Here is a 23,613-nt window from a genome sequence, read left to right as displayed (position 1 = left end):
GGTGCCCTGCAAAGTCCGTTTCTGCAGGTCTTTTGCTGAAATCCCGGCAGAAGTTCTTTTGCGAAGTGAGAGGGGGTATCCGGATCACCGTCTTTTGTCCCGGACGATCTGTGAGCAACAGCATTATATGCTACGGGGCGCATCCCGAAGAACCAGTGGCTGATGTCGGTATCCGTGGCTACGGCACGGATCTGTAGTATATGATGCGGATGCAGATGTCGGACGCTTCCTCGTCCCGCCGGGGGCGAACAACATGCCGGGAGTGGTGAAAATGAGGAAAAAATCCATACAGGATATCGATGTGCATGGAAAGCGTTTACTTATCCGGGTCGATTACAACGTCCCGCTGGACAGCAGCGGGGCTATCTCCGATGATACCCGGATACGTGCAACACTGCCGACGATACGTTACCTGCTCGAGAGGAATGCACGGATCATTCTCTGTTCTCACCTCGGCCGGCCGGGTGGAAAGGCGGTGGACTCTCTCCGACTCGCCCCGGTCGCCGAACGCCTCTCCGAGTTGCTGGATAAACCCGTCGCGGCGCTCCGCGACTGTGTCGGGCCGGAGGTCGAGGCAGCTGTCTCCGGCATGAGAAACGGGGATGTCGTGCTGCTCGAGAATCTCCGGTTCCACAAGGGAGAGAAAGCAAACGACCCCGGGTTTGCCAGAGATCTTGCACGTCTTGCCGACGTGTACGTCAACGATGCTTTCGGAGTCTCCCACCGTGTCCAGGCATCGGTGGTCGGCGTTCCGAACTACCTGCCTGCGGTGGCGGGGCTGCTCCTGCAGCGGGAGCTCGATCTCTTTGCAGATCTTCTCGAACACCCAGAGCGGCCGTTTGCTGCGGTTATCGGCGGTGCGAAAGTGAGCGACAAACTCGCTGTCCTTGAGAATGTCATCACGAAGGTGGATCTGTTGATCATCGGGGGAGGCATGGCATCCACCTTCATCACGAGTGAGGGATTCCGCGTCGGAGCATCGCGTGTGGAAGCGGATCAGCTCGATTCGGTCCGGCAGATCGAGAAGAAGGCCGAATCGCTGCCGGTCACCCTCCTCCTCCCGCGCGACGTCGTCGTGGCCGATCTGCTGGAGGCGGGCGCAAAGACACGCACCGTTCCGATAACCGCGATTCCGGAGGGATGCCGCATTGCCGATATCGGACCGGAGACGGTTCATGACTTTTCGGAGGCGCTCTCCCGCTGCCGTACCGCCATCTGGAACGGACCCATGGGTATCTTTGAGATCCCCGAGTTTGCAACGGGAACCCGGCAGGTCGCGGAGGCTATTGCCTCGATCCGGGGAACCACGGCAGTCGGTGGCGGTTCGACTATCGAGGCGGTCGAGCGGTTTGGGTTTGCGGATCGGATCTCGCATATATCGACGGGCGGCGGAGCCGTACTGGAACTCCTTGCGGGAAAACCGTTGCCCGGGGTCGAGGCGCTCCAGGATGCGATGCCGGAGCTCATGGAGAAGCGAGCCTGATCGTCCGGCATTTCGGGGAATCTCGATGAAGCGGATAGGCGTACTGACGAGCGGCGGTGATGCGCCGGGTATGAATGCCTGTATCCGGGCTGCGGTGCGCACCGGGCTTGCAGGCGGGGTGGAGGTGGTCGGGGTACGCAGAGGGTATGCCGGGCTTATTGAGGGCGAGACGATGCCGCTCGACCGGACGGCGATCCGGAACACCATCCACCTCGGCGGAACGATTCTCGAGACGTCCCGCTCCCCGGAGTTTCAAACCCGGGAAGGGAGGGCAAAGGCTGCAGAGACCGTTCAACAGGCGGAGCTGGACGGGCTGCTCCTGATCGGGGGCGACGGGACTTTCCACGGCGGAAGCATTCTCGCCGAAGAGTGGGGGGTAGCGCTTATCGGGGTGCCGGCGAGCATCGACAACGACGTCTACGGTACCGACTACTGCATCGGGTTCGATACTGCCGCGAACTGCGCCCTCAATGCAATCGATCGGATCCGTGATACGGCACGGTCGCACGATCGCCTCTTCTTTGTCGAGGTGATGGGCCGGGAGAGCGGCTACCTTGCGCTCGAGAGCGGTATTGCCGGCGGTGCTGAGGAGCTGATTATCCCCGAAGAATCGATAGCGCTTGCAAAGATAGCCGCCCGACTTGAAGAGGGGCTTGCCATCGGCAAGAAGAGCGCGATCGTTGTCGTGGCTGAAGGCGACCGGCCGGGGAGATCCTTTGAGATAGCCGAATCCCTCCGGGAGTATCTCGAGTTCGAGTCACGTGTCGTCGTTCTCGGGCACCTCCAGCGGGGGGGCCGCCTACGGTACGTGACCGCGTGCTCGGCAGCAAGCTCGGTGTTGCGGCCGTTACGGCACTCCTCGAAGGCCGGAGCGGGTGCATGGCCGGAGAGGTGAGGGGAGAGGTTACTTATACGCCGCTTGAAGAGGCCTGGCAGAAGAAAAAACCGCTCGATCCTGGCCTGATGAGTATATTCCCGCTCCTCTCCGAGTAGGAGTGAATGGTGCCCGCAAGGTTTATGCACCGTGGTGCCGATGCTGCCGCCCCCAGGTGCGGGCATGGAGGATAGGCACGGAGGCCTGAAATGAACCTGATTGGAAAGATCTCTCAATTGTGGAGGGAGTGCATGTGAGGGTGATGAAGATCGTTATTATAGGGCTGGGGCTGGTCGTTCTGGCAGGTATAGCCCTCGCCATAATGAGGAAGGCCGGAAAACGGTCGGGGTGCGCTTACTGCTCCTGATCAAGAGGCGGGAGATACCAGGCCTTCCTTTTCGGGCATCGGCGGCTATGCTCCGGCAGGAAGTTTCCAATCCTTGCACCGGTTCCTCTCGATATCCGGTACGCCTGCGCCCTCACCCGGCCGACACGGCCTCGCGTCGTGAGGAGCGTCTCCTGCCCGTCGCTCAGGCTCAGCAACGCTTATATCCCAGCAGTTCCGGGAGAATCCGCCGGAAAACCGACCCTCATAGAAGCCCACAGACGGCTGATCCCGGAGTGAGGCGGGGGATCTATCCTCCAGAACGTACTGCCCCTCATATTGCCGTTGTAACTCTAAGTATCTCCAGTATTTCGGGAATCAGGTCGATATCCTCCGCGAAATCTCCCGACTAAATTCAGCCTTCAGGGATCTGGGTTAAAAACCGGAAAATAGCATCAAACGAGCCTTTTCCGGGATGGGGATGTGCATGTTTTCCCTCATCCGAGCACTGGTACGCCGTCCGCCGGAGGCGTCAGAGGCGCGGTGGCGGACGGCGTTGTTCTCTGTATTCGTGATCCGAACAGCATTCTTATTGTCCGTGACCTGACGTGACCCCGCTATCGGATCGCGGCGCTTCAGCTGTATGAGGGAGCGTGTCTGCGGAAACGTGTCGCGGCGGGCAACAGTCACGTCGTATTCAAACAGGAAGGTATGCGGGGTGCCGGCGGCTCCGCTCTGAAACAGTGAACATGCACAAAAGTAAGAACGCCGGGAGGGAGATTTGAACTCCCGAGGTGCCGAGCACCAGAGGCTTTCAAGGCCACCGCCTTTCCGGACTAGACTATCCCGGCTCGCCTTATAGTGTGGGTTCTCCGGGTAAAAATAGATTGGTCACCGCTGCCTGATCACAAGCAGGATGAGCAGGGCGAAGATACCGAGCGCCACGGGTATCGGGGTCGCTTGCGTCGTCGTCGGGACGTCACCGAAGACCGGCGGTACCGTCTGGCTTGCCTGAACGGTCTCTGCGTTCTCGACCGTGAGGCGGACGGTGCCGCTGTCCGTATAACTCATGGGATATACCTTGACGTAGACCACGCCGCCCCGGGTGGTGAACGAGGCTTCTTCTCCCTCGACGAGGCCTTTATTGTTTACCTTATGGGTGGCCTGGTCTTCATCGGCGTACTCGATCACCCAGTCGATGCCGGGCGAGGTGGTGACTGTTACCTGTCCTGGTTTCGTATCGATGACGAAGTATGCAGGGGAGTCACGCGAGGCGCCGGCAGAGGCGGTCATGGCATCGGGGAGTATCGTCGGCGTAGGGCCTGTGGGGTTCACGAAGCCTCCGGTGACGGTGTAGTCGACGGCGGTGATGAACCCTTTATAGTCGGCATACTGCACCCGGTATGTCCCGCCCTCCGAGATGGGAACTTCGAGCGAGAAAGCCCCGTTCTTGTCGGTCTTGATGTACGCGGGACCAAAAGCCGTTGCTGCTTCGTGGCTGACCTCGATCTGGATGCCTGCATCTCCGAGGGCCGGGACCGAGCCGGCGAGGTTCAGGGTGCCGTCGTAGATCTGGGTGGTGGGTGCGGTGAGCTTAATCTCCTCGGCTCTATTGACGATGGTAACGAACTGCAGGGTGGTGGAGCTCCCGCCGAAGGTCGTCTTTGTCGGGTCGATGATCTCGACGGTGTACTGGCCGCTCCGGAGTCCCGCCGTCTCGAACGTCGTTCTGAACGTCCCGTCCTGCTGGATGACGATGGTGTTTCGTGCAACCTCCTGTTTTGTTCCGACCGCGTAGTAGAGGACGACATCTGTCGAGAAGCCCGGATTGAGCGACGGCTTCGTCAGGCCTTCGGGCATCGTGGTTCCCGTCACAATGAGCGGGGCGCCTGCCTCGACACGATCGGGCGCGCTGATGCCGATGTATGCCGCCGATGCGGTGCCCACGATCAGCAGCATGCTTATGAGTGATAGCCATGCGATCCTTTTCATAATCATAGAATGAACTGGTATGGTGTTAATGATATCCAAAAGTGCTCTGAAACCTCTGGCCTGTTGGCGGGGAAAAGACCTCTACGATGGACAGGTTCTCGAAACGGTGACCGTCATCTTCAGGACGGCGGGCTGTTCCTGGAACCGGTGCCTGATGTGCGGATACCGTCACGAACGCTACCCGCCGCTCTCCGAAAGCGAACTTGTCGACCGTCTCCTCGGGCAGATCGCCTGGGTGAAAGAGTCGTTCGCCGATGACGACTACCAGATGGTGAAGATCTTCACCTCGGGGAGTTTCTTCGACCCTGCGGAGGTCCCTCCGGCGGTGCTGACTGCCGCCGGCCTGGCGTTCCGCGGCAAGCTGGTCGTTGCGGAGACAAGGCCGGAGTACGTGAGCGAGGATAGCCTGGCGGAGTTCGTCGCCTGTATCGACGACGGCACCTGGTCTACCCCTCTTCATGTTGCGATGGGCCTTGAGACCACGAACGACGCTATCCGGGAGAAGAGCATCGATAAGGGTTTTACCTACGCCGATTTCCTGCAGGCGGCTTCAACCGCCCGTCGCGCCGGGGCGGGCGTTAAGGCCTACCTGATGATGAAGCCCCCGTTCCTGACCGAAGCCGAGGCGCGGGATGATATGCTGCGCTCGATAGAAGAGGTCTCGCCTGTTGCCGATATGATCTCGATGAACCTCTGCACCGTCCAGACCAGAACCGACGTGGAGCGGCTCTGGAAACAGAACGCCTATCGCCCGCCGTATCTCTGGAGCGCTCTTGACGTGCTGATCCGCTCGCCCGTTCACATCCTCTGCGACCCTGTCGGCGGCGGGCAGATGCGGGGGCCGCATAACTGCGGTGCCTGCGACCGCCCGATTGTGAAGGGAATCGGCGAGTACTCGCTCACCGGGGATAAGGAACTCCTTCGGGTTCTCGCAGAAGAGGACTGCGCCTGCAAGCAGGAGTGGGAGTTCGTGCTCCGGGAGGAGCGCCCCTACTGCATGCCGCTTACGCGGTAGATGAACTACTCTGTTCGTCGAGCTGCTTGGCGAGCAGGGGCAGGAACGCACCCGCATCGCTCACCACGCCGACCGCCTGCATCGTGCCGCGGTCCATCAGCTTGGTGACGGATGCGGGATTGATATCGACACAGATGGTCTTGACGTAGGAGGGGAGGCAGTTCCCTACGGCGACCGAGTGGAGTAGTGTCCCGATCATCAGGACCATCCCGACATCTTTTTGAATGAGTTCCCGCATGGCATCCTGCGCCTCCATGGCGTCGGTGATGACGTCGGGAAGAGGGCCGTCGTCCCTGATGGAACCTGCAAGCACGAACGGAACGCCGTTCTTCACGCACTCGTACATGATTCCGCCGGTGACGATACCGAGGTCGACCGCGTTCTTGATCGAACCGGCACGCATGATCTCGCTGATGGCATAGATGTGGTGCTTGTGGCCGCCCGTGACGAGCGTCCCGGTCTTGAGATCCATGCCGAGCGACGTGCCGAAGAGGTTGTACTCGATGTCGTGGGTTGCAAGGGCATTGCCGGCAAAGAGGACGTCGATGTAGCCTTCCCGTATCATCTTCGCGAGAGAGTCCGCCGCACCGGTATGCACGATCGCCGGGCCGCCGACGATGGCGATCTTCCCGCCCTTCTTCTTCAGGGCGAGGATCTCCCGTGCGAGCTTGGCGATGATCGTCTCGCTCGGCCGTTCGGAGGATACCGTGCCGTGCATGAACTCAAACGTGCTTACTTTCCGGGGGCGTTCGGGGTACACGACCCGGACGCCGTTCTCACCGATGACAACGGCGTCTCCCGCCTTAAGCTTTGAGAGGGGGGTGCAGATCGCTCGCTTCGCATCCTCCAGAACGACGATGAGACAGTCCATCTCGATCCCCTCGACCGGGAGCCATTCGTCCCGGTACTTGACGAACGTCGGGTGGTTGGTGGTCGAGTAAAAGCCCTTCGGAACAATCCTGTCGCCCTCTGCCGGTTTGAGGGTGACATCCTTAATCTCGGGTGAGCGTGCACCGAGGCGGTGCAGCTCGGAGAGGATGGAGTCGAGCTGCTGGTCTTCGGCGGCGGTGATACGAAGCCGCGCATAGCTCGGGTCTTTTTTATGTTTTCCTACGTTGAAGGTGAGGATCTCAAACTCCCCGCCCATGTCCATGATCTTATCGAATACGAGGGTCATGATGCCGGAATCGATGATATGGCCCTCAAGTTCGATTTCCCGGCAGAGCTCCATACTGATAGGTCGGTGATGATGCGATAATAGTGTTTCTCTCAAAAAACAGGCCGTTGAACCCGCGTGTGCGGAAAAGTCGGGAAGCGATCTTTCATCTGCAGAGGTATGACCGTACCAGGGCGAGCTCCTCGCGGGTATTGATATTAAAGGCCAGTCGTCGATCGCGGATCAGCACCGCCACCTCCTCCTGCGCACTCCCTATACGCGTCCCGTCGACGATATTGATCCCGACCGGGCAGGCGTCCACGCCGTCCACGATCGCCGTATACTGCGTCCTGCACCCGTACTCCCTGCAGAGGTCGTGGGGAACCCAGGTCGAGCAGGCCGGCGTGCCGGCGGTGCGGTAGCGCTCTTCTATTGTATGGATGATCCGGGCATTCAGGCACGGGAGGTCGGCAACGCAGGTGAAGAGGGGTTCGCCGAGATCGAGTGCGAGTACCGTCTCTTCGAGGTCGTCGATGTATCCGGAGCCTTCGGCGTCGTATCGTTCGATCCCGTTTGCACGACACCAGTTCTTGGTAACCGGCGTCCGTGGCGAGGTGACGACCAGTGTCTCATGCCCTGCGGATGCGAAGGCGTCAAGAACGTAGGCTATCATCGGCCTGGTGCCGATGGTGACGAGCGGTTTTTCCGCCATCCCGAGGCGCGAGCCGGCCCCCCCGGCCATGATCAGCGCAAGCATGCCTCGAGCGCCTCAATGAGCTGTCGGTTCTCCTCGTGGGTTCTGACCGCGATCCGGATATGCTTCGGAAGCCCGAACGACGAGCAGTCCCTGACAAGGATTCCCCGGTGCAGGAGCCGCTCCACGACGCCCGGTGCCGGAAGCGGGAGTGCGATGAGGATATAGTTTGCGGACGGTTCGCCATAAGGAAGATCCATCTCGCCGAGCCGTTCGCAGAGCCATCGGCGTTCGCCGGCGATACACTCTCGTGAGTGTTCGAGCTCGTGGTAGTGTGCGAACGCCTCGATTGCATAGGCTTCGGCAAATGCGTTGACCGTCCAGGGGAGGCGTGCCGCCTCGATCTGCTCGATGAGATCGGGGTCGGAAAACCCGTAGCCGAATCGTATTCCGGGAACGGCAAAGCATTTTGTGAGGGAGCGCAGGAGGAAGAGATTCTCGTGCCGGAGATCGACGAGGCTCTGGCAGGGATCGGAGAGTTCTATAAAGGCCTCGTCGAGAAAGAGGTATGCACCGGTCGCGGCCGTCTCTTCGAGAAGCGTGGTGACGGTGCCGCGCATACGAAGTGAGCCAGTCGGGTTATTCGGGTTGCAGCAGAAGCGCACCGATGCCGCCTGCTCATCGGGCGTGGGCGTCGCTCCCGCCATGCGGGCCGCGAGTTCGTACTCGCCAAAGGTGGGCTTTTCAAGGAAGACGGCGTCGCCTTCGCCGAGAACGACCGCGCAGAATGCCCGGATAAGCTCGACCGATCCGTTGCCCACGGCAATCTCCTCGGGACTCCGCGAAAAAGTCCGCCCGATGACCCCTTTGAGGGTTTCGTACCGGTCGTCGGGGTAGTCTGCGAGTGTTGCAGGGTTGGGCTTCCAGTCGATTTCGGGGGAGAACGGATTGATGTTTGCACTAAAATCGAGCAGTTCTCCGCTTCCACGGCTTTTGTGCCACTGCACGGTTCCGCCGTGCACCACTTTCGTCGGAAATTTTTTACTCATAATGATGGCACTTATCGCAGGTAGATTGTAGATTGCAATGCATAAAACGGTTTTGAGAACTCCTGGAGCAATTTAAAAAAGTTTTTATACCATCGGGATGTTATTTGGGTTTATCTGATGTTGTCAGATAATAAGGTGACCGTGGTCTGACAAATAGCAGACTCTTGTCTGTCATGTGTCGGATATGAGTGATAACGATGATGGACCGAATCACGATCAGATTGCCCAGGCAGCAGGTTGAGATGCTTGAGAAACTGGTAGAGGCCGGGGAGTTCCCTACCGTTTCGGAGGCTGTACGATATTCCGTCCGGGAGCTTCTCGAGAAGCACGGCAACCGCGTCCTTCGCGAGATCGATCAGGTTTCCTTCAAAGTTTAGGGGGTAATGCAATCTATGCAGACTATCATTAATGAAGCTTTGAAACACGCAGAGCGAGAGAGATTTACCAAGAACGCCATGAACGATGATGGCGACGACATGATCGGCCAGCCGCGTATTGTTATCGTCGGGTGCGGTGGTGCCGGTAACAACACGATCAACCGTTTATACCACATGCAGGTCAACGGTGCAGAGACGATTGCGATCAACACCGACAAGCAGCACCTGGATATGATCCAGGCTGATAAGAGGGTGCTCGTGGGCAAATCCCTGACGAAGGGTCTCGGTGCCGGCGGGTTCCCCGATGTCGGGAGAAGGGCTGCAGAGATGGCACGCCCGACGCTCGAGGGTCTGCTCGCCGACGCCGACCTCGTCTTCATCACTGCGGGTATGGGTGGCGGTACCGGCACCGGAACTGCTCCGGTCGTGGCGCAGATAGCAAAAGAGCAGGGAGCCATCGTCGTCGGAATGGTCAGCTATCCCTTCCAGGTCGAGAAGGCGAGGCTTCTCCGGGCCGAGGAAGGCATGGAAGCGCTTGCCGCGGCCGCCGACTCGGTGATCGTTCTCGACAACAACCGCCTTATCAAATTCGTGCCGAACCTGCCGCTCGGACAGGCCTTCTCGGTCATGGATCAGCTCATCGCCGAGACCGTTAAGGGTATCAGCGAGACGATCACCGAGCCCTCGCTCATCAACATCGACTACGCCGACGTCCGTGCGATCATGAGCAAGGGTGGCGTCGCGGTGATGCTCGTCGGTGAGAGCAAGCAGCAGAACAAGGCGGAGAGCGTCGTGCACGAGTGCCTGAACCACCCGCTCCTCGACATCGATTACCGCGGAGCGACCGGTAGCCTCATCCACATCACCGGCGGAAACGATCTGACGCTCCAGGATGCCGAGGAGATCGCAAGTTCCCTCACCTACGAGCTCGACCCGCATGCAGACGTTATCTGGGGAGCGCGTGTCAACAGCGAGTACGAAGGCCGCGTCCGTGTCATGGCCATCATGACCGGTGTCAAGAGTGCACAGATTCTCGGGCAGCAGCGTGCATTCGAACCCGTCGTGAACCGCCAGGCCACGCCGTCCGGACGCCGCACCCCTTCACGGGACGCGACCAGCGGACATCTCATCGACTTCCTCTGAATATATTCTCCTCATTTCTTTTTCCGGTGGTACCGGTGGCCCGTTCCGTGCCGCGCCGCTCCTGACGGCGGTGTTGAACGGGTATGCACGTCCTCCCGAAATACTTAATAGTGCGGATGACATTTGAATAATAGAACGATCCTGTAAAATCCCGCCTAATATGGGTGGAATGGTGGTGCTCCCGGTTACACCAGTCATCGGGAGATGCCGCGAGGTACCGGGGGTTGAACAACCATGAGCAGATGGATGCATATCGGCCTGGACGATTCTGTCCGGCGAGCCGTCTTTTGTTACGTTGTCACTAACTCCGGAGTCTCCGGTATCGACCTATCCACTTCGGCGGGGTTACACCGGACAGGTAGCGAACGTTGAGGATTGGTAGTGGATGTTGAACGATTTAGTTGATAAGAGAAAGAAGTTTCTCGCAGAGTCTGAACAGCATAAAAACCGAAGGAACGAGCTGAATGCGCTTGCCAGCAAGTACGCCCGGGAGCGTAACACGCTGAACAACCAGACCCGCGAGTTCGTTGAGGAGGCGCAGAAGCACAAAGAGCTCCGTGACCAGAACAACGGAGACGTTCAGAGACTGAAAGAGGAGCGCAACGACTACAACGATAAGGCGAACGTACTCTTCGAGGATCTTGAAGCATTCAAGAAAGAGCACGGGAACCTGAAGAACCGCGGCATCAAGGAAGTTCAGAAGCAGATCGAGCACCTTGAGTTCAAGCAGCAGACGGAGGTCTACAGCACCGATAAAGAGCGCGAACTGATCGATAAGATCAAGCAGCTCAAAGCCTCCGTGAAAGAGCAGGAAGCGGAGCTTGAACAGAATAAAGAGATGCGGACGAAGCTGACCGATGCCCGCGAGTTTCGCCGGCTCGCATCCGAGATCCATAAGGAAGTGACCGAGAAGGCCGAGCTTGCACAGCAGCACCACGACCTGATGGTGGAGTCGTACCGCAAGGCCGACAAATCCCGCGAGGCTGCAGATCAGTCCCACCAGCTCTTCGTCGAGGCGCAGGAGTCCGCAGACGAGGAGCACAAGCAGTTCATCGCCTGTCAGAAGGAGCTTCGCGACTACGATAAGGTCATCTCGGGCCTTCGCAAGAAGACGAAGAAGACGAAGGTCACCAAAGAACAGAAAGCCGTCAGAAAAGAAGCAGAACAGATCTTCCAGAATTTCCGCAGTGGCGAGAAGCTCACGACCGACGATCTGCTCCTTCTTCAGCGCGCAAAACTTATATAATCCCTATTTTTCCCGCACGAAAGGCAGAAATCTGTGAATGATTCTTCAAAGGGTTGAAAATCATTTAATAGATTTGAAGCGATCTCTATTGAGATGTCCAGAGACCGGACGCTAGTCCTCTGTGTCGATCGCGACGACGATATCGGCTATAAGGCCGGGATCGAAGGTCCGGTGGTCGGGAGGGAGGCGTGCCTGAAGACGGCAAACGCTCTCGCCCTCGTTGACCCTGAGGACTCGGACGTCAACGCCATCTTCGAGACCGTCAAGATCTACGACCTCCTCCACGGCCGTGGAGAAGAGGTCGCCATAGCGGTCATCAGCGGCAACCACACGAACCTCCTTGAGGGCGATCGCCGGATAGCGTCGGGTCTCGATACTATCCTCGGGGCGACGGGCGCCACGTCCTGTATCCTGGTGACGGACGGTGCCGAAGACGAGTACGTCATGCCGATCATCCAGTCCCGGGTGCCGGTCAGCAGCGTGAGGAGAGTCGTCGTCAACCAGATGCCGAACCTCGAGGGCACCTACTATATCTTAAAGCGTCTCCTCGACGATCCCAAGATAGCAAAGATCGTCCTCGTCCCGCTCGGTCTTGCCATGCTGCTCTACGCGACCGCATACCTGCTCGGGTATCCGGAAGGCGCCACCATCGTCGTGGTCGGAGTCATCGGCACGTATCTGCTCTTCAAGGGGTTTGGCGTCGACGAGATCTTCCACTACTTCGTCACGTCGCTGCAGGTATCTCTGCAGGGCGGGCGTTTTACGTTTGTGTCTTACATCGCGGCGATACTGATGGTTATCGTCGGGATTGTCATGGGCTTTACGAGCCTCCTCGCCCTCTACAAGACCTCCGGTATCTTCTTCTATATCCTGACGTTCATCTACGGCGCAATCGTCTGGTTCACCGCAGCGGGACTCGTCGCATCGGTCGGTAAGATGATCGATATCTTCCTGAACGAACGGGAGAATCTCAGAAGAGTTGTTGCCCTGCCGTTCTTCGTTCTGGCACTCGGGGCGATCGCCTACGGCGCCAGCATCTATACGCTCTCGATCAGCGAGATTCCGCAGTTTCCGATCGCCGAAGATGTCGGGATACGCTACATTGTCTTTGCGACGATCGGTGGACTCTTCCTCGCCTTCTTCGGAGTGTATCTCCAGTCCCTTCTCGGCAGGTGGGCGGGGGAGCATGGAACGACGGCGATCGAGAGAGAGGCGTGACTCCGCCCCGCCGGTGTGAGGGGCACGCCCGGTTTTTAACCCGGAGACTGCAAGCCCCACTATCGGAGGATTGTTATCTGGCATTCCTGAACGGGCGCGGCCGGATGATCCTTTCCTGGCGACTAACCTGCATCCGGAGACACTGCTCCGACGTGTCGGACTCCGAAAAGTGGTGTTGCCGTACCGCCCGGCCGATCCTGTGAAGGTTCAGGGGGCGGCGAAGTATCCGATGCCGCCTGGAAATGCCTGTACGTTCTCATAGTGCCTGGTCTCCTGTGGCGTCGTTATGGTGAGCGAGGGCACTTCCACGTTGAAGGTGTGGGCGGGGAACCAATAGGCGTTGTTTCCGTAGTCCTGCGACGCATTGTTGACGATGATCAGGGCACGGTTAAGGTCGATCCGCTGGATGCGTGCATTTTCAAAGTCGAGGATCTGCAGCACCTTCTTCTTTAAGTCCGACTGCCCGAGAAGAAATACGAGAAGGCTGATTCCGTCGTCGATAGTGTAATCGACGGTTATGACGGCGTGCTCCTCGACAAGGTTGACGGAAACGCTTTTAATCGTGATATAACTGTATCGCGTAGCATCGTCGCCTGCAAATGCAGGGACGGCGAGTACGCAGATGAGCATCAGAACAATCCCGAGCGCTCCCCATCGCATTGCTCAGTACATTATTGTGAAGGTGATAAATCCTTTATGGTCTCACTCGGGATGGCCTGGGGATATTCGAGTGATACGGGGTTCTTTCCCGCGTATTGCGCTGGATAGGGCGTCAAGCCGGTTCGCGGGGCTGCTCGTGGACGCTTCGCAAAAAAAAGTCCCGGGTCTGTTCCGGCAGTTCGTCTCCCGGGAAATTTCGAAAATAGGACGCCGGGGAGGCGTCTACCGCGCCTGGAAGAGGACGATCTCGATGCTCGACACATTGGTCTTGCCGGTATCGGTATCAATCATCTCAGTGGAGGTAAAGATCTCTTTCTTACTGACATTTGCTAAAAACCGGTTCAGGGCTATCTCGGCCGTATCAACGGCACGTGATATGGCCTTCCCCCGTGCTTTGATAGCAACCTCGTCCGCTCCATTGTTGAACTGGGTAACCACCGCGAGTACGTAGTTCATGACAGGTTTATTCCCAACGAATACTGTGTTATCCTTAATCATTGTTGGCTCACCTCATTAGAGATACTTTTTCGAGTATATCAGCTCGGCGTTGAGGACGGAAGCACCTGCGGCACCCCGGATGGTGTTGTGACCGAGTGCAACGAACCGCAGTCCTTCCCGGATTCTGCCGACCGAGACCGTCATACCCCTGCCTCTATTGCGGTCAAGGCGGGGCTGCGGACGATCGGGCTGGTCGAAGATCTCAACAGGCTTTGCCGGTTGTAATGGAAGATTGCTGAACGGGGATTTAAAGCTTGCGTAAGCTTTTTTCACTTCATCGACAGGGTTCTCCACGTCGACCCATACCGCAAGGGTATGTCCGTCGACGACCGGAACCCGGTGGCAGCTCGCACTCACGCTGAACGGAGCGTCCTGCACCTCAGCCCCGTCAAAGGTTCCCATGATCTTCAGCGTCTCGGTCTCCATCTTCTCTTCTTCAGAGCCGATGTAGGGGACGACATTATCATAGATATCCATTGCGGATACCCCGGAGAATCCTCCTCCCGAGATCGCCTGCATGGTTGCCACGCGTACGTCACGGAATGCGAATGAACGCAGGGGTGCAAGTGCCATGACGAGAACAATGGTGGAGCAGTTAGGGTTCGTTACGATGAATCCGTCCCGGCCTCTATCGCGCTGCACGTCGATAAGACCCAGGTGATCGGGGTTGACCTCCGGGACGACGAGCGGGACGATCGGATCCATCCTGTGCGACCGGGCGTTGCTGCATACGGCGACCCCGGCGGCTGCTATGTCGGCCTCGATCGAGGTTGCAATATCGGCAGGAAGCGCCGAGAAGACGAGATCACAGTTCTTGACGCTCTCGACGGTAGTCGGAGTGACGGCGATATCGCCTATCGACTCCGGAAACGGCGCATCAAGGCGCCAGTTTACCACGTTACCGAATTTCTTTCCCGCACTTCGTTCAGAAGCGGTGAGCGCCTCCAGATGAAACCAGGGGTGGTCAGCCAGAAGCTGAACGAAGCGCTGTCCCACCGCTCCTGTGGCACCAAGCACTCCTACATTTATCATAGACAAAAGTATCTGTAGTCTTGGTGTTATTAAAGAATGTGATTCTTATTCCATTGAGATTGCTTCGGCGGGACATTCGTCGACGCAGGACTCGCAATCGACACAAAGGTCGATGTCGATTACTGCTTTGTCGCCTTCCATCCGAATCGCTTCGGCGGGGCAGATGCCAACGCAGGTCTCACAGCCCGTACACTTCTCTACATCTACAATTGCGACCAATTTATTTCCTCCGACTCTATATGTGCGGCAAAATGTTAAAAATATATTTCGGTTTACTGCTCGGCGGGCAGCAGTTTTTTCTGTTACGGGGTTTTGATCTCGATCAGATGCCGAGAACATCCTGCATCGAGTGGATCCGCTTCTCTTTTCCATGCACCCATGCCGCCGCCCGCACCGCTCCTTCTGCAAAGACCGCACGGTCGTAGGCGCGGTGAGATACCTCGATGCACTCGTAGTTTCCGGCGAAGAGAACCGAGTGATCGCCGACGATGTCGCCTCCCCGGATGACGTGGACGCCTATCTCGTCCTTCCGCTCGCTCATTCCCTCTCTTCCGTACACCTTCTCACGGCTCCCGAGCTCCTGGTCGAGGATCTCGAGGATGGTCTTTGCCGTACCGCTCGGCGCATCCTTCTTGTACCGGTGGTGAGCCTCGGTCACCTCGACGTCGTAGTCGGCGAGCATACGTGCGGCCTGCCGGACGAGCTGCCAGAAGATATTGACGCCGACGCTGTAGTTGCTCGAGATCACGGCGGGAACGGTGCCGACGACGGCCTCCTCAATAACCGCACGCTGCTCCGGTGAAAAACCCGTCGTCCCGACGACGAGCGCCACGCCGTTTCGTGTGGCTGCCTTGATATTCTCCACGGCGGCATCGGCGACCGTGAAATCGATCAGGACGTCGGGCCGCCGTGACTGCAGGAGTTCGTCGATCCGATCCGGCGTCACCACGTCGGTTCCAAGCAGCGTCCCCTCTTTGATGTCGACTCCGCCGACCAGCTCGAGGCCCGGGGATTCGTCCACGATCCTCGCGATCGTCGTTCCCATCCGGCCGAGAGCACCGGCTATTACTATCTTAGTCATACTGCACAAGCACCTCCGAAAGAGCGCGGGTCTTTGCGTCGTCGAGGTTATCGAGCGGCAGCCGCACCGGCCCTGCCGCCATGCCCTTAAGCCCGACTGCTTTCTTCACCGGGATCGGGTTCGTATCGATGAACATGGCACGGAAGAGCGGCGAGAGCGTATAGTGGAGCTGCTGCGCTTTTTTGATATCTCCGGCGTTGAAGGACTCGTACATCGCGACCATCCGGCCGGGATCGATGTTCGCCGCGACCGAGATGACGCCTGCTCCGCCGAGCGAGAGGATAGGGAGTGTCATGGCGTCATCTCCCGAGAGCACTATGAAATCCTCGTCCCGCGTCTTTTCGATGATCTCCGAGATCTGGGTAATGTCGCCGCTTGCTTCCTTGACCCCGACGATGTTCGGGTGGCGCGCAAGCTCCGCGATGAGATCCGGCTGCAGGTTCTGACCCGTCCGCCCCGGCACGTTGTACAGAATCAGGGGAATATCGAGATCCGCAAGCCGGGTGAAGTGTTTGACGAGTCCTGAGCGGTTCGGCTTGTTATAGTACGGGCTGATGATAAGGGCGCCGTCCGCCCCGGCATCCTTTGCGGACCGGGTAAGCCTTACGGCCTCTTCGGTGTTGTTCGATCCCGTTCCGGCAAGCACGGGGATCCGGCCGTTCACGACATCGACGGTCTCGCTGACGACGCGCTCGTGCTCTTCAAAACTGAGTGTGGCCGACTCGCCGGTTGAGCCGCACGGGACGATGCCGTGAATGCCGTTCTGCACTAAAAATTCGATATTTGAGCGTAACCCTCCAATATCGAGATCCAGCGTCGAACTCCTTTCAAAAGGGGTGATGATTGCCGGAAGAACTCCCTCAAACATACTATGAGGGTTACCGTCTTCTTCTATTAATCTTTCTTGAGATATACCCGGCGACGCGGTTCCGGACGCGCTTGCTGTCTATCACTGCCGCTTCAAGAACTGCATGCTTGTTCTCGTCGAAGTTGTTGCTGAACTTTTCGCCATGTTTCTCCATCAGCTCTTCGCCGAGGTTCTTGATGTAAGACGGTTTAATTCCCATTATTGACCTTCCCTAAACTTGTGTATATGTTATGCGGTTCGACAGTTTAAGAATATTATGTGCGACTACGACCGGGTCTTCACCGAGAATGCGAATCATCGGCTCTTTCCCGGCGGCTCCGGTATCGTAGATCACGTCCGGCACACCGTCTCTGCAGCAGGATGCCACGCCCCAGTCCATCGTCCGGATGCCGGGGGGTTCGTGTGTTCGGTCGAAGGAGCAGATCTCGAACATGAGGTTCTCGAGTTCGTCGATCACCGCCTCCGAGTAGCGGATATTCGCCGCGCTCCGTATGGCGGAATCGAACTTCATCGCCGTCATGACGATACGCGCGACGTGATCGCTGGCACCGAAGGCGATCTCGCCGACCGGATGAACCGCCGTGCCGAGCCGCACGATTCTGCCGAGGACGGCCGCGACGTCTTCTCTGCTCCGTGGGTCGGGAAGCGCGTAGGCGATGTTCATGCCCACCTCGGGGATGAGCCGCACGTCCATCCGGTCCGTCAGCATCGTGACGGCCTCCCCGAGTTTCCGGACGACTTCTGCGCGTTCATCTGGAGCCATAGCACATACCTTTCGCAGGCGAGCGGGATAAGGGTAGCGTCTATACGAGACCGACCCGGTCTTTCACTTCTGCAAGGCCTTCGATGGCGAGGCGGTACAGGGTATCCGTATCCATCAGGGGTTCGATGGCTGCGATCCGCTCGCGCTCGCACCCGGCGGCGAAGGACTTTTCCTTGAACTTTTTCCGGACGGTCTTTGGCGAGACTTCGTCTATCTTTCCGCCCTTGACCCGTGCGCAGGCGAGAACCAGCCCGGAGACGCTGTCCGCCGCCTGCAGGGCTATCTCGACGGGCTCAGTGTAGTCGCCAAAGAGCATGTGATTATGCCGCATGATCACTCGTGCCTGCTCTTCCGGAAGACCTGCTTCGATCAGGATATGGTATCCTTCGAGGCCGTGGCGGGTCATGTCGCCTCCCGTACGTTCGTAGTCGATATCGTGCAGCAGGCCGATCACCCGGAAGGTCTCCGCATCCTCGCCGAGGTGTTCTGCGATCTTCGCCATCACCGCCGCCGTGGCGTAACTGTGGACGAGGAGCGACCCGGTCGTCACATGCTGGTGGAGGAGCCTCTCCGCTTCAGCGCTGTCCATGAAGATAAGGTTCTCACCGGACGCCATAACGGTGGCGGTGTCCGGTCTCCCCGGGGCGGAGAAAGCATAATGATTTACCCCGTCCTGACGATGATCTGATACTATGAATATACGAATTCTCGAGGTAGTGACCGCGATCGCGAGTCTCGCGCTCTTCATCGCGCTGCTCATCCTGTTGCCCCCGGTTATGGCGGAGTTTCAGGGCTTAGCGTACCTTCTCGCTCTGGTGGTCTTCATCCTCACGCTGAGTGCGGCGGGTTCCGCCCTCGATAAAAGAGTGGCTTAAGGCTGCTTCTTCTTATCGTTCTTCTTTATTCTGTAGTAGGAGAGGGGGTGGCTGACACGCTCGCAGAGTTTCTCCCGGTTGACGCAGAGCCCGAACGTGCGCATGGTCGCGCATGACGGCGGCGTATATTCTGTCCCGCTCCGCCCGGAGATATGCTCCACCTGGTACATCGTTTTTCCGACGTCGAAGTCCGGAGCTCTTTGAAACATGCCGACAATCTCTGTCGGGCTCAGTCCGATCGTGTGGAGGAATGCGGTTACCGCAAACCTGCCCATGTGGGGGAGGTTCGTGCCTGCGGTGATCGCTGCAATGAGGCTCCCTATGCAGGGCGGGAATGCATTCTCTTCGACCGCGCCGAACTGCTCCAGGATCTGCTGCTGGTATGCCGCGGTTATCCCGGCGGTTATCGGGGCGAACTGTTCGCAGAGCGATTTCGGCACTTTCAGGGGCAGCTGGCGGGTAAGAACGACCCGGATGCGTTCGCGGAGCAGTTCGTCGCGTTCGTCCGTATCGAGGGTAACGATACCTGCACGTACGTCACGGTTGATCAGCCGCCAGCGGGAGTCCCGGAGCTGCGCGACGAGCTCGACGTACCCGGAGACCGGTATCGTTCCCCTGCCGATATCGAGGCCGACGCTCTGTGCAATGTACTGCTTCTTTTCAGGCTCTTCGGCTTCAAGGAAGTGCAATGCCCGCCTTGCCTCGAATCGTGTGAGGCGGTCGATGAGCATACGGTCGCCGTTGCAGGAGACCAGCATGCGGGCGAGCGCGTAACTTGCGATCTCGATCTCGGGAGATACCTGGTGCGCTTCGTCGTCGCGAAACTCTTTCTTCCCGGCGAGGGCGTCAAGGACGCGCTCCTCGGCGTGTTTCAGGGCTTCACCGCCGCGAGGCCCTGCGAGAAACCGGTCGAGCGATTCGAACTGTTTCCTGACGAGCTGTTCCGATTCTTTTAAAAAAGGGTATTTGACAAGCTCTTTAATATCAAGAGCGATTACCATCAATCAGCCTCTATCCGGGGTGCAAGGAGATACTCGACGCGACCATTGCCGTCGGCGATATCGAACGCAAACCTGACCGGATGATCGACGCCGAGGTGGACTTCGACCTCTGCCGCTTTTGCCATGACCTTGCCCATATCCTTGAGATAGTCGAGCGAGAAGAGGGACCGGGCGGAGACCGGGTTTAAACTCACGAGTTCGTCCTCGCCGAGAGCGAGCTTGATATGATCGGTATCGCCCTCTGCCTCCATGTAGAATGTCATCGCATCGGGATCGATGCCGAGAGCTATTTTATCGGATATGACTGCGGCAGCCTTGATCGCGTTGTTCAGCGCGTTCCCGGAGATGATCACTCTGCCCGGCAATTCTATCGTCGGCGGGTTCGGGTCCTTCCTGATCGTGTTGACATCGAGGAGCGTGATGGAGTAGCGGTATCCCTTGAACGATATCTCGAGTTTGCGCTCCTCTTCGGGGAGATCCATCGTCAGCGTGTCGCCCTTGCCCATCATCCCGAGGACGTTCTTCATCTTCGCGATATCAAGACCGAGTTCTCCCGGCGTTGCCGTATACGATTCAAAGGCTCCGCTCTTCAGCTCAAGCGAGACCATAGCCACATTTGCGGTATCGACTGCCCGTGTTCGAAGCGTATCCTCCTCAGTATGAAGTCGGCACTCGGTGACAAGAGCCGCCATTGCGTCGATAGACTCCCTGAATATCTCCGCATCAATCGTTGCCTTTAACATCATGACCCCTTATCAAAATCAATTATAACCTATATAATCATACTTTTAATTATAGTGTTTTACGATTGCGCATTTAATGGTCGGGGGAATGCACCGACTTTGCAGGAATCCCATACTTTGATGTTGCACGAAAGCATATAGTGTCAGTGATCTTTTGTTGATCTGCCGGTGGGTTAATCGTTCGCACCGGTCGTATACGGGAGGAGTGTTTGCAGAATGGGTTCTCAGTGGTCGAGAGATAAGGTCTACAACCGGGCCATGAAGGCCGGGTACCGATCCCGTGCCGCATATAAACTCCTGGAGATCCAGGAGAGAAACGGTATCATCCGTCCCGACGACAATGTGGTGGATCTGGGTGCGGCACCGGGGAGCTGGCTGCAGGTACTGCGCGAGCTCACGGACGGGAAGATCGTCGGTATCGACTTAAACCCCATCGCACCCCTCGAAGGCGTCACTACGATCGTCGGCGACTTTACGCAGAAGGAGGTGCAGGAGCGGGTTCTGGCCGAGCTCGACGTCGTGAACGTTGTGGTCTCCGACGTATCTCCGAAGCTCTCCGGGCAGAAGAGCTACGATCAGGCACGAGCGATCGGGCTCGGCGAAGAAGCACTCGCGTTCGCCTGCAATGTCCTCAAGCCGGGAGGTAACTTTGTGATAAAGTCGTTCCAGGGCGAGCTTTTCGCCGACCTGATGAACGATATCAAAGAGCACTTCCATTCTGTCAGGGGCTACCGGACGAAAAGCACGCGGAGAGGGAGTACCGAGACGTATATCATCGCGAAAAGTTTCATAGGGCGAAAGGATGGCGCTTAAGGACACATACGGCCGTACCGTAACGAATCTCCGGATAAGCCTGATATCGGAGTGCAATCTCCGGTGCATCTACTGCCACGCAGAAGGTGAGGTCAACCCGAAAGAGCAGATGAGCACCGAGGAGATCGCCGAACTGATGCAGGTCGCGGCGAAGTTTGGCATCCGGAGTATCAAGTTTACCGGGGGAGAGCCGATGCTCCGCCCGGATCTCCTTGATATTATCCGGGCGGTGCCGCCGGGCATCGAGTCGTCGATGACGACGAACGGCACCCTGCTTGCAGGAAAGGCTGCCGCGCTCAAGGAGGCAGGTCTCTCCCGGGTAAATGTCAGTCTCGATACGCTCAGACCCGATCGATACCGGGAGATTACCGGACGGGATCAACTCGACCGGGTGCTTGCAGGTATCCGGGCGGCCATCGATGCCGGTCTCACGCCGGTGAAGCTCAATATGGTGCTCCTTGAGGGGATCAACGACGACGAGTTCGATGACTTCATGGAGTTTGTCCGGGGAAACCGCAACCTCATCCTGCAGGTCATCGAGCTGATGGACTTTCACGGCTGTAAGTTCCACGGAGACGTCGACGGCGTCGAGCGCGATCTAAATACCCGGGCGGAGCAGATCGTGACGCGGAGGATGCACCACCGCAAGAAGTACTGCCTTGACGATGCCGAGGTCGAGGTTGTCCGGCCGCTCCACAATACGGAGTTCTGCGAATTCTGCAACCGGCTTCGCGTCACCTCGGACGGGAAGCTCAAACCCTGCCTTCTCCGGAGCGATAACCTGATCCCGATCCGGGGAAAGCATGGCGAAGACCTCGAAGCGGCTTTCAGAGAGGCTGTGAGCATTCGTGAACCGTTCTTCCGGTAGATTCATTTTCGGCCTCCCGGACTGACCCGGCCTGGCTCTCTCCGGAAAACCCTCCCGCCTGCTCTTATTTTTCCGCGAAAGCAATGTTTTTTAACTCTCTCTCCAATAGATTGGTATGCTGGAAGAGAACGAATATGTCGGTGTCATGAAGCAGATGTACAACAAGTCGCTGATACTTGAGGATCCTTCTGACTTCCATCCGGTGCTGTATTTTTACTTCGTCGATTCACTCGCCCATATCGATTTTACGCTCGGAATGCTGTCTTTCAACTATATGTCGCCGAAGAACATCATGAATATGGAATACCTGCGGTGGCGACTCGACCAGGAGAAGCAGGGTGAGCGTGCTCTCTTCCCGGAGTTCATCAACTGGCTGAAGGTGGAGCATCCCGATACATTCGAGTCGCTTCCCCTCCTCTGGAGCGGCATCTATGACAACGATGATCCCGCCTCGTACCGGGGTTTCCGCATCGTGCTGAATCCCGAGGAGAAAAGGCCTATCCCGGCGGGGTATCTCTCCGTAATCGTCGATCAGTTATTCGACCAGGCGTTCCTGCGCCGGCTCTACCGCGGTTCGGCCCTCGCCAACCTCTTCGACGAGTTCGTCAGAACACGGCCTGCCCTGTGAGGTGATACGGCATGGATGTCGCCCACCTCTGTTCGTCGCTCGTCCGGATCAAGAGTGAGAATCCCCCCGGTGGGACGGCCGGGGTCATCGAGTATATCCGGGAGTATCTCGATGCGCTCGGTGTCCGGAGCCGGGTTCTGTCGTACCCGGGCGGCAGGGAGAACCTCGTTACGACGGAACCGGATTCCCGACTCCTTCTCTGCGGGCACGTCGATGTCGTTCCGGCGATAGCCGATGCCTGGGTGCATGACCCGTACGGCGGCGAGATTGCCGGAGGGTTTGTATGGGGGCGGGGCGCCACAGATATGAAGGGCGGTTGTGCGGCGCTCCTTGCGGCGTATAAGGATCTCGTGGATGCCGGGGAGGAGCCGAAGGTGCAGTTCGCCTTCGTCTGCGACGAGGAGACGGGAGGCGAGTTTGGTATATCTTCCCTGCTGAAGGAAGGTCTGCTCACGCCCCGGGACTGCCTGATCGCCGAGCCGACGCCTCCGCTCAACCCCTGTATCGGACAGAAGGGGCTCTGCCGTCTGGAACTCTGTTTTTCAGGGGAGCCCGGCCATAGTTCTCTTTATCCTGCCGTCGGCAGGAGCGCGATTATGGAGGCGGTCTCGCTGATCGAGTACATGAAGGAACTTCATGCACGCGAGTATGCGGCGGGAGGCGAGATGCAGGCGATCGTGGAGCGGTCGTCGCAGGTTCTCCAGGAGATCTTCGGGATAGAGGGGCTTCGCGATGTCCTGACCCGGATCATGTACAACCCCGGCCGGATCGAGGGCGGGGAGAAGGCGAATATCGTCGCGGAACGGTGCAGGATGGAGCTCGATATCCGTCTTCCCTGGGGCTGTTCGGCGGAGTCTCTCCTTGCGGCGATAGCCGCCCATGCAGAGAACGCCGTGATACGCGAGATCAATGTGGCGGAACCGACGCTGACGCCGGCCGCAACACCGCTCGTCGGGGTCGTCTGCAATGCTATCGAGCAGGTCTACGGTAAGCCCGCCGCCCCGATCCTCCAGTGGGCGGCGACCGATGCCCGGTATCTCCGGTGGGCGGGTTTTAATGTCGTCGATTACGGGCCGGGCGATATCAGGACTCTTCACGCCGTGGACGAACGTATCGCGATCACCGACCTCGAGAATGCCGTCAGGGTCTACAAAGGCATTATTGGGGCATACTCTTCCTGAAAGGGAAGAGGCGCTCTCTTTTTACTGTGA

At 58.2% G+C, this 23,613-nt stretch carries 27 protein-coding genes and 1 tRNA gene; 12 read left to right on the top strand and 16 right to left on the bottom strand.

Annotated features, from left to right (window positions below; all coding sequences use genetic code 11):
• Positions 1–271 precede the first annotated feature (271 nt).
• Positions 272–1,483 (top strand): phosphoglycerate kinase, encoded by a 1,212-nt coding sequence (locus ABH15_RS11995; protein WP_128694621.1) that lies wholly within the window; start codon positions 272–274, stop codon positions 1,481–1,483.
• Between the two features lie 25 nt (positions 1,484–1,508).
• Positions 1,509–2,378, top strand: a complete 870-nt coding sequence (locus ABH15_RS11990) for an ATP-dependent 6-phosphofructokinase (protein WP_241648107.1) — start codon at positions 1,509–1,511, stop codon at positions 2,376–2,378.
• A 1,070-nt stretch (positions 2,379–3,448) separates the two neighbouring features.
• Here ABH15_RS11990 and ABH15_RS11985 read toward each other — a convergent pair.
• Positions 3,449–3,533: transfer RNA gene (locus tag ABH15_RS11985), tRNA-Ser, on the bottom strand.
• A gap of 40 nt (positions 3,534–3,573) precedes the next feature.
• Complete coding sequence (locus ABH15_RS11980) at positions 3,574–4,674, bottom strand: hypothetical protein (RefSeq protein WP_128694620.1); 1,101 nt, start codon at positions 4,672–4,674, stop codon at positions 3,574–3,576.
• Positions 4,675–4,702: 28 nt separating this feature from the next.
• Here ABH15_RS11980 and ABH15_RS11975 point away from each other — a divergent pair, with 28 nt between their 5' ends.
• Complete coding sequence (locus tag ABH15_RS11975; RefSeq protein WP_128694619.1) at positions 4,703–5,689, top strand: archaeosine biosynthesis radical SAM protein RaSEA; 987 nt, start codon at positions 4,703–4,705, stop codon at positions 5,687–5,689.
• Here ABH15_RS11975 and ABH15_RS11970 read toward each other — a convergent pair.
• The 3 genes from ABH15_RS11970 to ABH15_RS11960 form a co-directional block, all read right to left on the bottom strand.
• Positions 5,679–6,920 carry an ornithine cyclodeaminase gene (locus ABH15_RS11970; protein WP_128694618.1) on the bottom strand — a complete coding sequence of 414 codons (1,242 nt, stop codon included), beginning with the start codon at positions 6,918–6,920 and terminating at the stop codon, positions 5,679–5,681. The two genes, ABH15_RS11975 and ABH15_RS11970, sit on opposite strands and share 11 nt — an antisense overlap.
• A gap of 91 nt (positions 6,921–7,011) precedes the next feature.
• Positions 7,012–7,602, bottom strand: a complete 591-nt coding sequence (locus ABH15_RS11965; protein ID WP_128694617.1) for an NTP transferase domain-containing protein — start codon at positions 7,600–7,602, stop codon at positions 7,012–7,014.
• Complete coding sequence (locus ABH15_RS11960; RefSeq protein WP_128694616.1) at positions 7,590–8,588, bottom strand: pyridoxal phosphate-dependent aminotransferase; 999 nt, start codon at positions 8,586–8,588, stop codon at positions 7,590–7,592. Before ABH15_RS11960 ends, ABH15_RS11965 begins: the two co-directional genes overlap by 13 nt.
• A 197-nt stretch (positions 8,589–8,785) precedes the next feature.
• Here ABH15_RS11960 and ABH15_RS11955 point away from each other — a divergent pair, with 197 nt between their 5' ends.
• The 4 genes from ABH15_RS11955 (at position 8,786) to ABH15_RS11940 (ending at position 12,572) form a co-directional block, all read left to right on the top strand.
• Positions 8,786–8,965, top strand: a complete 180-nt coding sequence (locus ABH15_RS11955; RefSeq protein ID WP_128694615.1) for a ribbon-helix-helix domain-containing protein — start codon at positions 8,786–8,788, stop codon at positions 8,963–8,965.
• A 15-nt stretch (positions 8,966–8,980) separates the two neighbouring features.
• Positions 8,981–10,108 (top strand): cell division protein FtsZ, encoded by a 1,128-nt coding sequence (gene ftsZ / locus ABH15_RS11950; RefSeq protein WP_128694614.1) that lies wholly within the window; start codon positions 8,981–8,983, stop codon positions 10,106–10,108.
• A gap of 385 nt (positions 10,109–10,493) precedes the next feature.
• Positions 10,494–11,354 carry a coiled-coil protein gene (locus ABH15_RS11945; protein ID WP_128694613.1) on the top strand — a complete coding sequence of 287 codons (861 nt, stop codon included), beginning with the start codon at positions 10,494–10,496 and terminating at the stop codon, positions 11,352–11,354.
• A gap of 93 nt (positions 11,355–11,447) precedes the next feature.
• Positions 11,448–12,572, top strand: coding sequence for a DUF373 family protein (locus ABH15_RS11940; protein ID WP_128694612.1), 1,125 nt, complete (start codon positions 11,448–11,450; stop codon positions 12,570–12,572).
• Positions 12,573–12,779: 207 nt separating this feature from the next.
• Here ABH15_RS11940 and ABH15_RS11935 read toward each other — a convergent pair whose 3' ends face one another.
• The 9 genes from ABH15_RS11935 to ABH15_RS11895 all read right to left on the bottom strand — a co-directional run bounded on the left by ABH15_RS11935 (position 12,780) and on the right by ABH15_RS11895 (position 18,063).
• Positions 12,780–13,232, bottom strand: a complete 453-nt coding sequence (locus ABH15_RS11935) for a hypothetical protein (RefSeq protein WP_128694611.1) — start codon at positions 13,230–13,232, stop codon at positions 12,780–12,782.
• A gap of 222 nt (positions 13,233–13,454) precedes the next feature.
• Entirely contained in the window at positions 13,455–13,730 is a 276-nt protein-coding gene (gene albA, locus ABH15_RS11930; protein WP_128694610.1) for a DNA-binding protein Alba, read from the bottom strand.
• A 15-nt stretch (positions 13,731–13,745) separates the two neighbouring features.
• The gene (gene asd / locus ABH15_RS11925; protein WP_128694609.1) at positions 13,746–14,762 is read right to left on the bottom strand and encodes an aspartate-semialdehyde dehydrogenase; all 1,017 of its coding nucleotides are present in this window, start codon (positions 14,760–14,762) and stop codon (positions 13,746–13,748) included.
• Between the two features lie 45 nt (positions 14,763–14,807).
• Positions 14,808–14,981 (bottom strand): indolepyruvate ferredoxin oxidoreductase subunit alpha, encoded by a 174-nt coding sequence (locus ABH15_RS11920; protein WP_128694608.1) that lies wholly within the window; start codon positions 14,979–14,981, stop codon positions 14,808–14,810.
• A 103-nt stretch (positions 14,982–15,084) separates the two neighbouring features.
• A complete protein-coding gene (dapB, locus tag ABH15_RS11915) occupies positions 15,085–15,843 on the bottom strand; it encodes a 4-hydroxy-tetrahydrodipicolinate reductase (protein ID WP_128694607.1) in 759 nt (252 codons plus the stop codon).
• Positions 15,836–16,711: a 4-hydroxy-tetrahydrodipicolinate synthase gene (gene dapA, locus ABH15_RS11910; RefSeq protein WP_128694606.1), complete on the bottom strand. Its 876-nt coding sequence runs from the start codon at positions 16,709–16,711 to the stop codon at positions 15,836–15,838. Before dapA ends, dapB begins: the two co-directional genes overlap by 8 nt.
• A gap of 10 nt (positions 16,712–16,721) precedes the next feature.
• Entirely contained in the window at positions 16,722–16,910 is a 189-nt protein-coding gene (locus ABH15_RS11905; RefSeq protein ID WP_128694605.1) for a 30S ribosomal protein S17e, read from the bottom strand.
• A gap of 12 nt (positions 16,911–16,922) precedes the next feature.
• Positions 16,923–17,474 (bottom strand): thiamine-phosphate synthase family protein, encoded by a 552-nt coding sequence (locus ABH15_RS11900; protein ID WP_128694604.1) that lies wholly within the window; start codon positions 17,472–17,474, stop codon positions 16,923–16,925.
• A gap of 40 nt (positions 17,475–17,514) precedes the next feature.
• A complete protein-coding gene (locus tag ABH15_RS11895; protein ID WP_128694603.1) occupies positions 17,515–18,063 on the bottom strand; it encodes an HDIG domain-containing metalloprotein in 549 nt (182 codons plus the stop codon).
• Between the two features lie 103 nt (positions 18,064–18,166).
• On the opposite strand from ABH15_RS11895, the gene ABH15_RS11890 reads away from it, so the two are divergent.
• On the top strand, positions 18,167–18,349 hold the full coding sequence (locus ABH15_RS11890) for a hypothetical protein (protein WP_128694602.1): 183 nt from the start codon (positions 18,167–18,169) through the stop codon (positions 18,347–18,349).
• Here the strand turns inward: ABH15_RS11890 and priL are convergent.
• A complete protein-coding gene (gene priL / locus ABH15_RS11885; protein ID WP_128694601.1) occupies positions 18,346–19,350 on the bottom strand; it encodes a DNA primase regulatory subunit PriL in 1,005 nt (334 codons plus the stop codon). The two genes, ABH15_RS11890 and priL, sit on opposite strands and share 4 nt — an antisense overlap.
• Positions 19,350–20,093, bottom strand: coding sequence for a DNA polymerase sliding clamp (locus ABH15_RS11880; protein WP_128694805.1), 744 nt, complete (start codon positions 20,091–20,093; stop codon positions 19,350–19,352). The genes priL and ABH15_RS11880 overlap by 1 nt, the downstream gene beginning before the upstream one ends.
• 216 nt (positions 20,094–20,309) lie before the next feature.
• Between ABH15_RS11880 and ABH15_RS11875 the strand changes: the two genes are divergently transcribed.
• The 4 genes from ABH15_RS11875 to ABH15_RS11860 all read left to right on the top strand — a co-directional run bounded on the left by ABH15_RS11875 (position 20,310) and on the right by ABH15_RS11860 (position 23,583).
• Positions 20,310–20,906: an RlmE family RNA methyltransferase gene (locus ABH15_RS11875; RefSeq protein ID WP_128694600.1), complete on the top strand. Its 597-nt coding sequence runs from the start codon at positions 20,310–20,312 to the stop codon at positions 20,904–20,906.
• Positions 20,896–21,774, top strand: a complete 879-nt coding sequence (moaA, locus tag ABH15_RS11870; RefSeq protein ID WP_128694599.1) for a GTP 3',8-cyclase MoaA — start codon at positions 20,896–20,898, stop codon at positions 21,772–21,774. Before ABH15_RS11875 ends, moaA begins: the two co-directional genes overlap by 11 nt.
• Positions 21,775–21,889: 115 nt before the next feature.
• The gene (locus ABH15_RS11865) at positions 21,890–22,402 is read left to right on the top strand and encodes a hypothetical protein (protein ID WP_128694598.1); all 513 of its coding nucleotides are present in this window, start codon (positions 21,890–21,892) and stop codon (positions 22,400–22,402) included.
• An 11-nt stretch (positions 22,403–22,413) separates the two neighbouring features.
• On the top strand, positions 22,414–23,583 hold the full coding sequence (locus ABH15_RS11860) for a M20 family metallopeptidase (RefSeq protein ID WP_128694597.1): 1,170 nt from the start codon (positions 22,414–22,416) through the stop codon (positions 23,581–23,583).
• Positions 23,584–23,613 lie beyond the last annotated feature (30 nt).

The sequence above is a fragment of the Methanoculleus taiwanensis genome, from assembly GCF_004102725.1.
Classification (GTDB): Archaea; Halobacteriota; Methanomicrobia; order Methanomicrobiales; family Methanoculleaceae; genus Methanoculleus_A; species Methanoculleus_A taiwanensis.
This window is presented reverse-complemented; position numbering and strand designations above follow the sequence as displayed.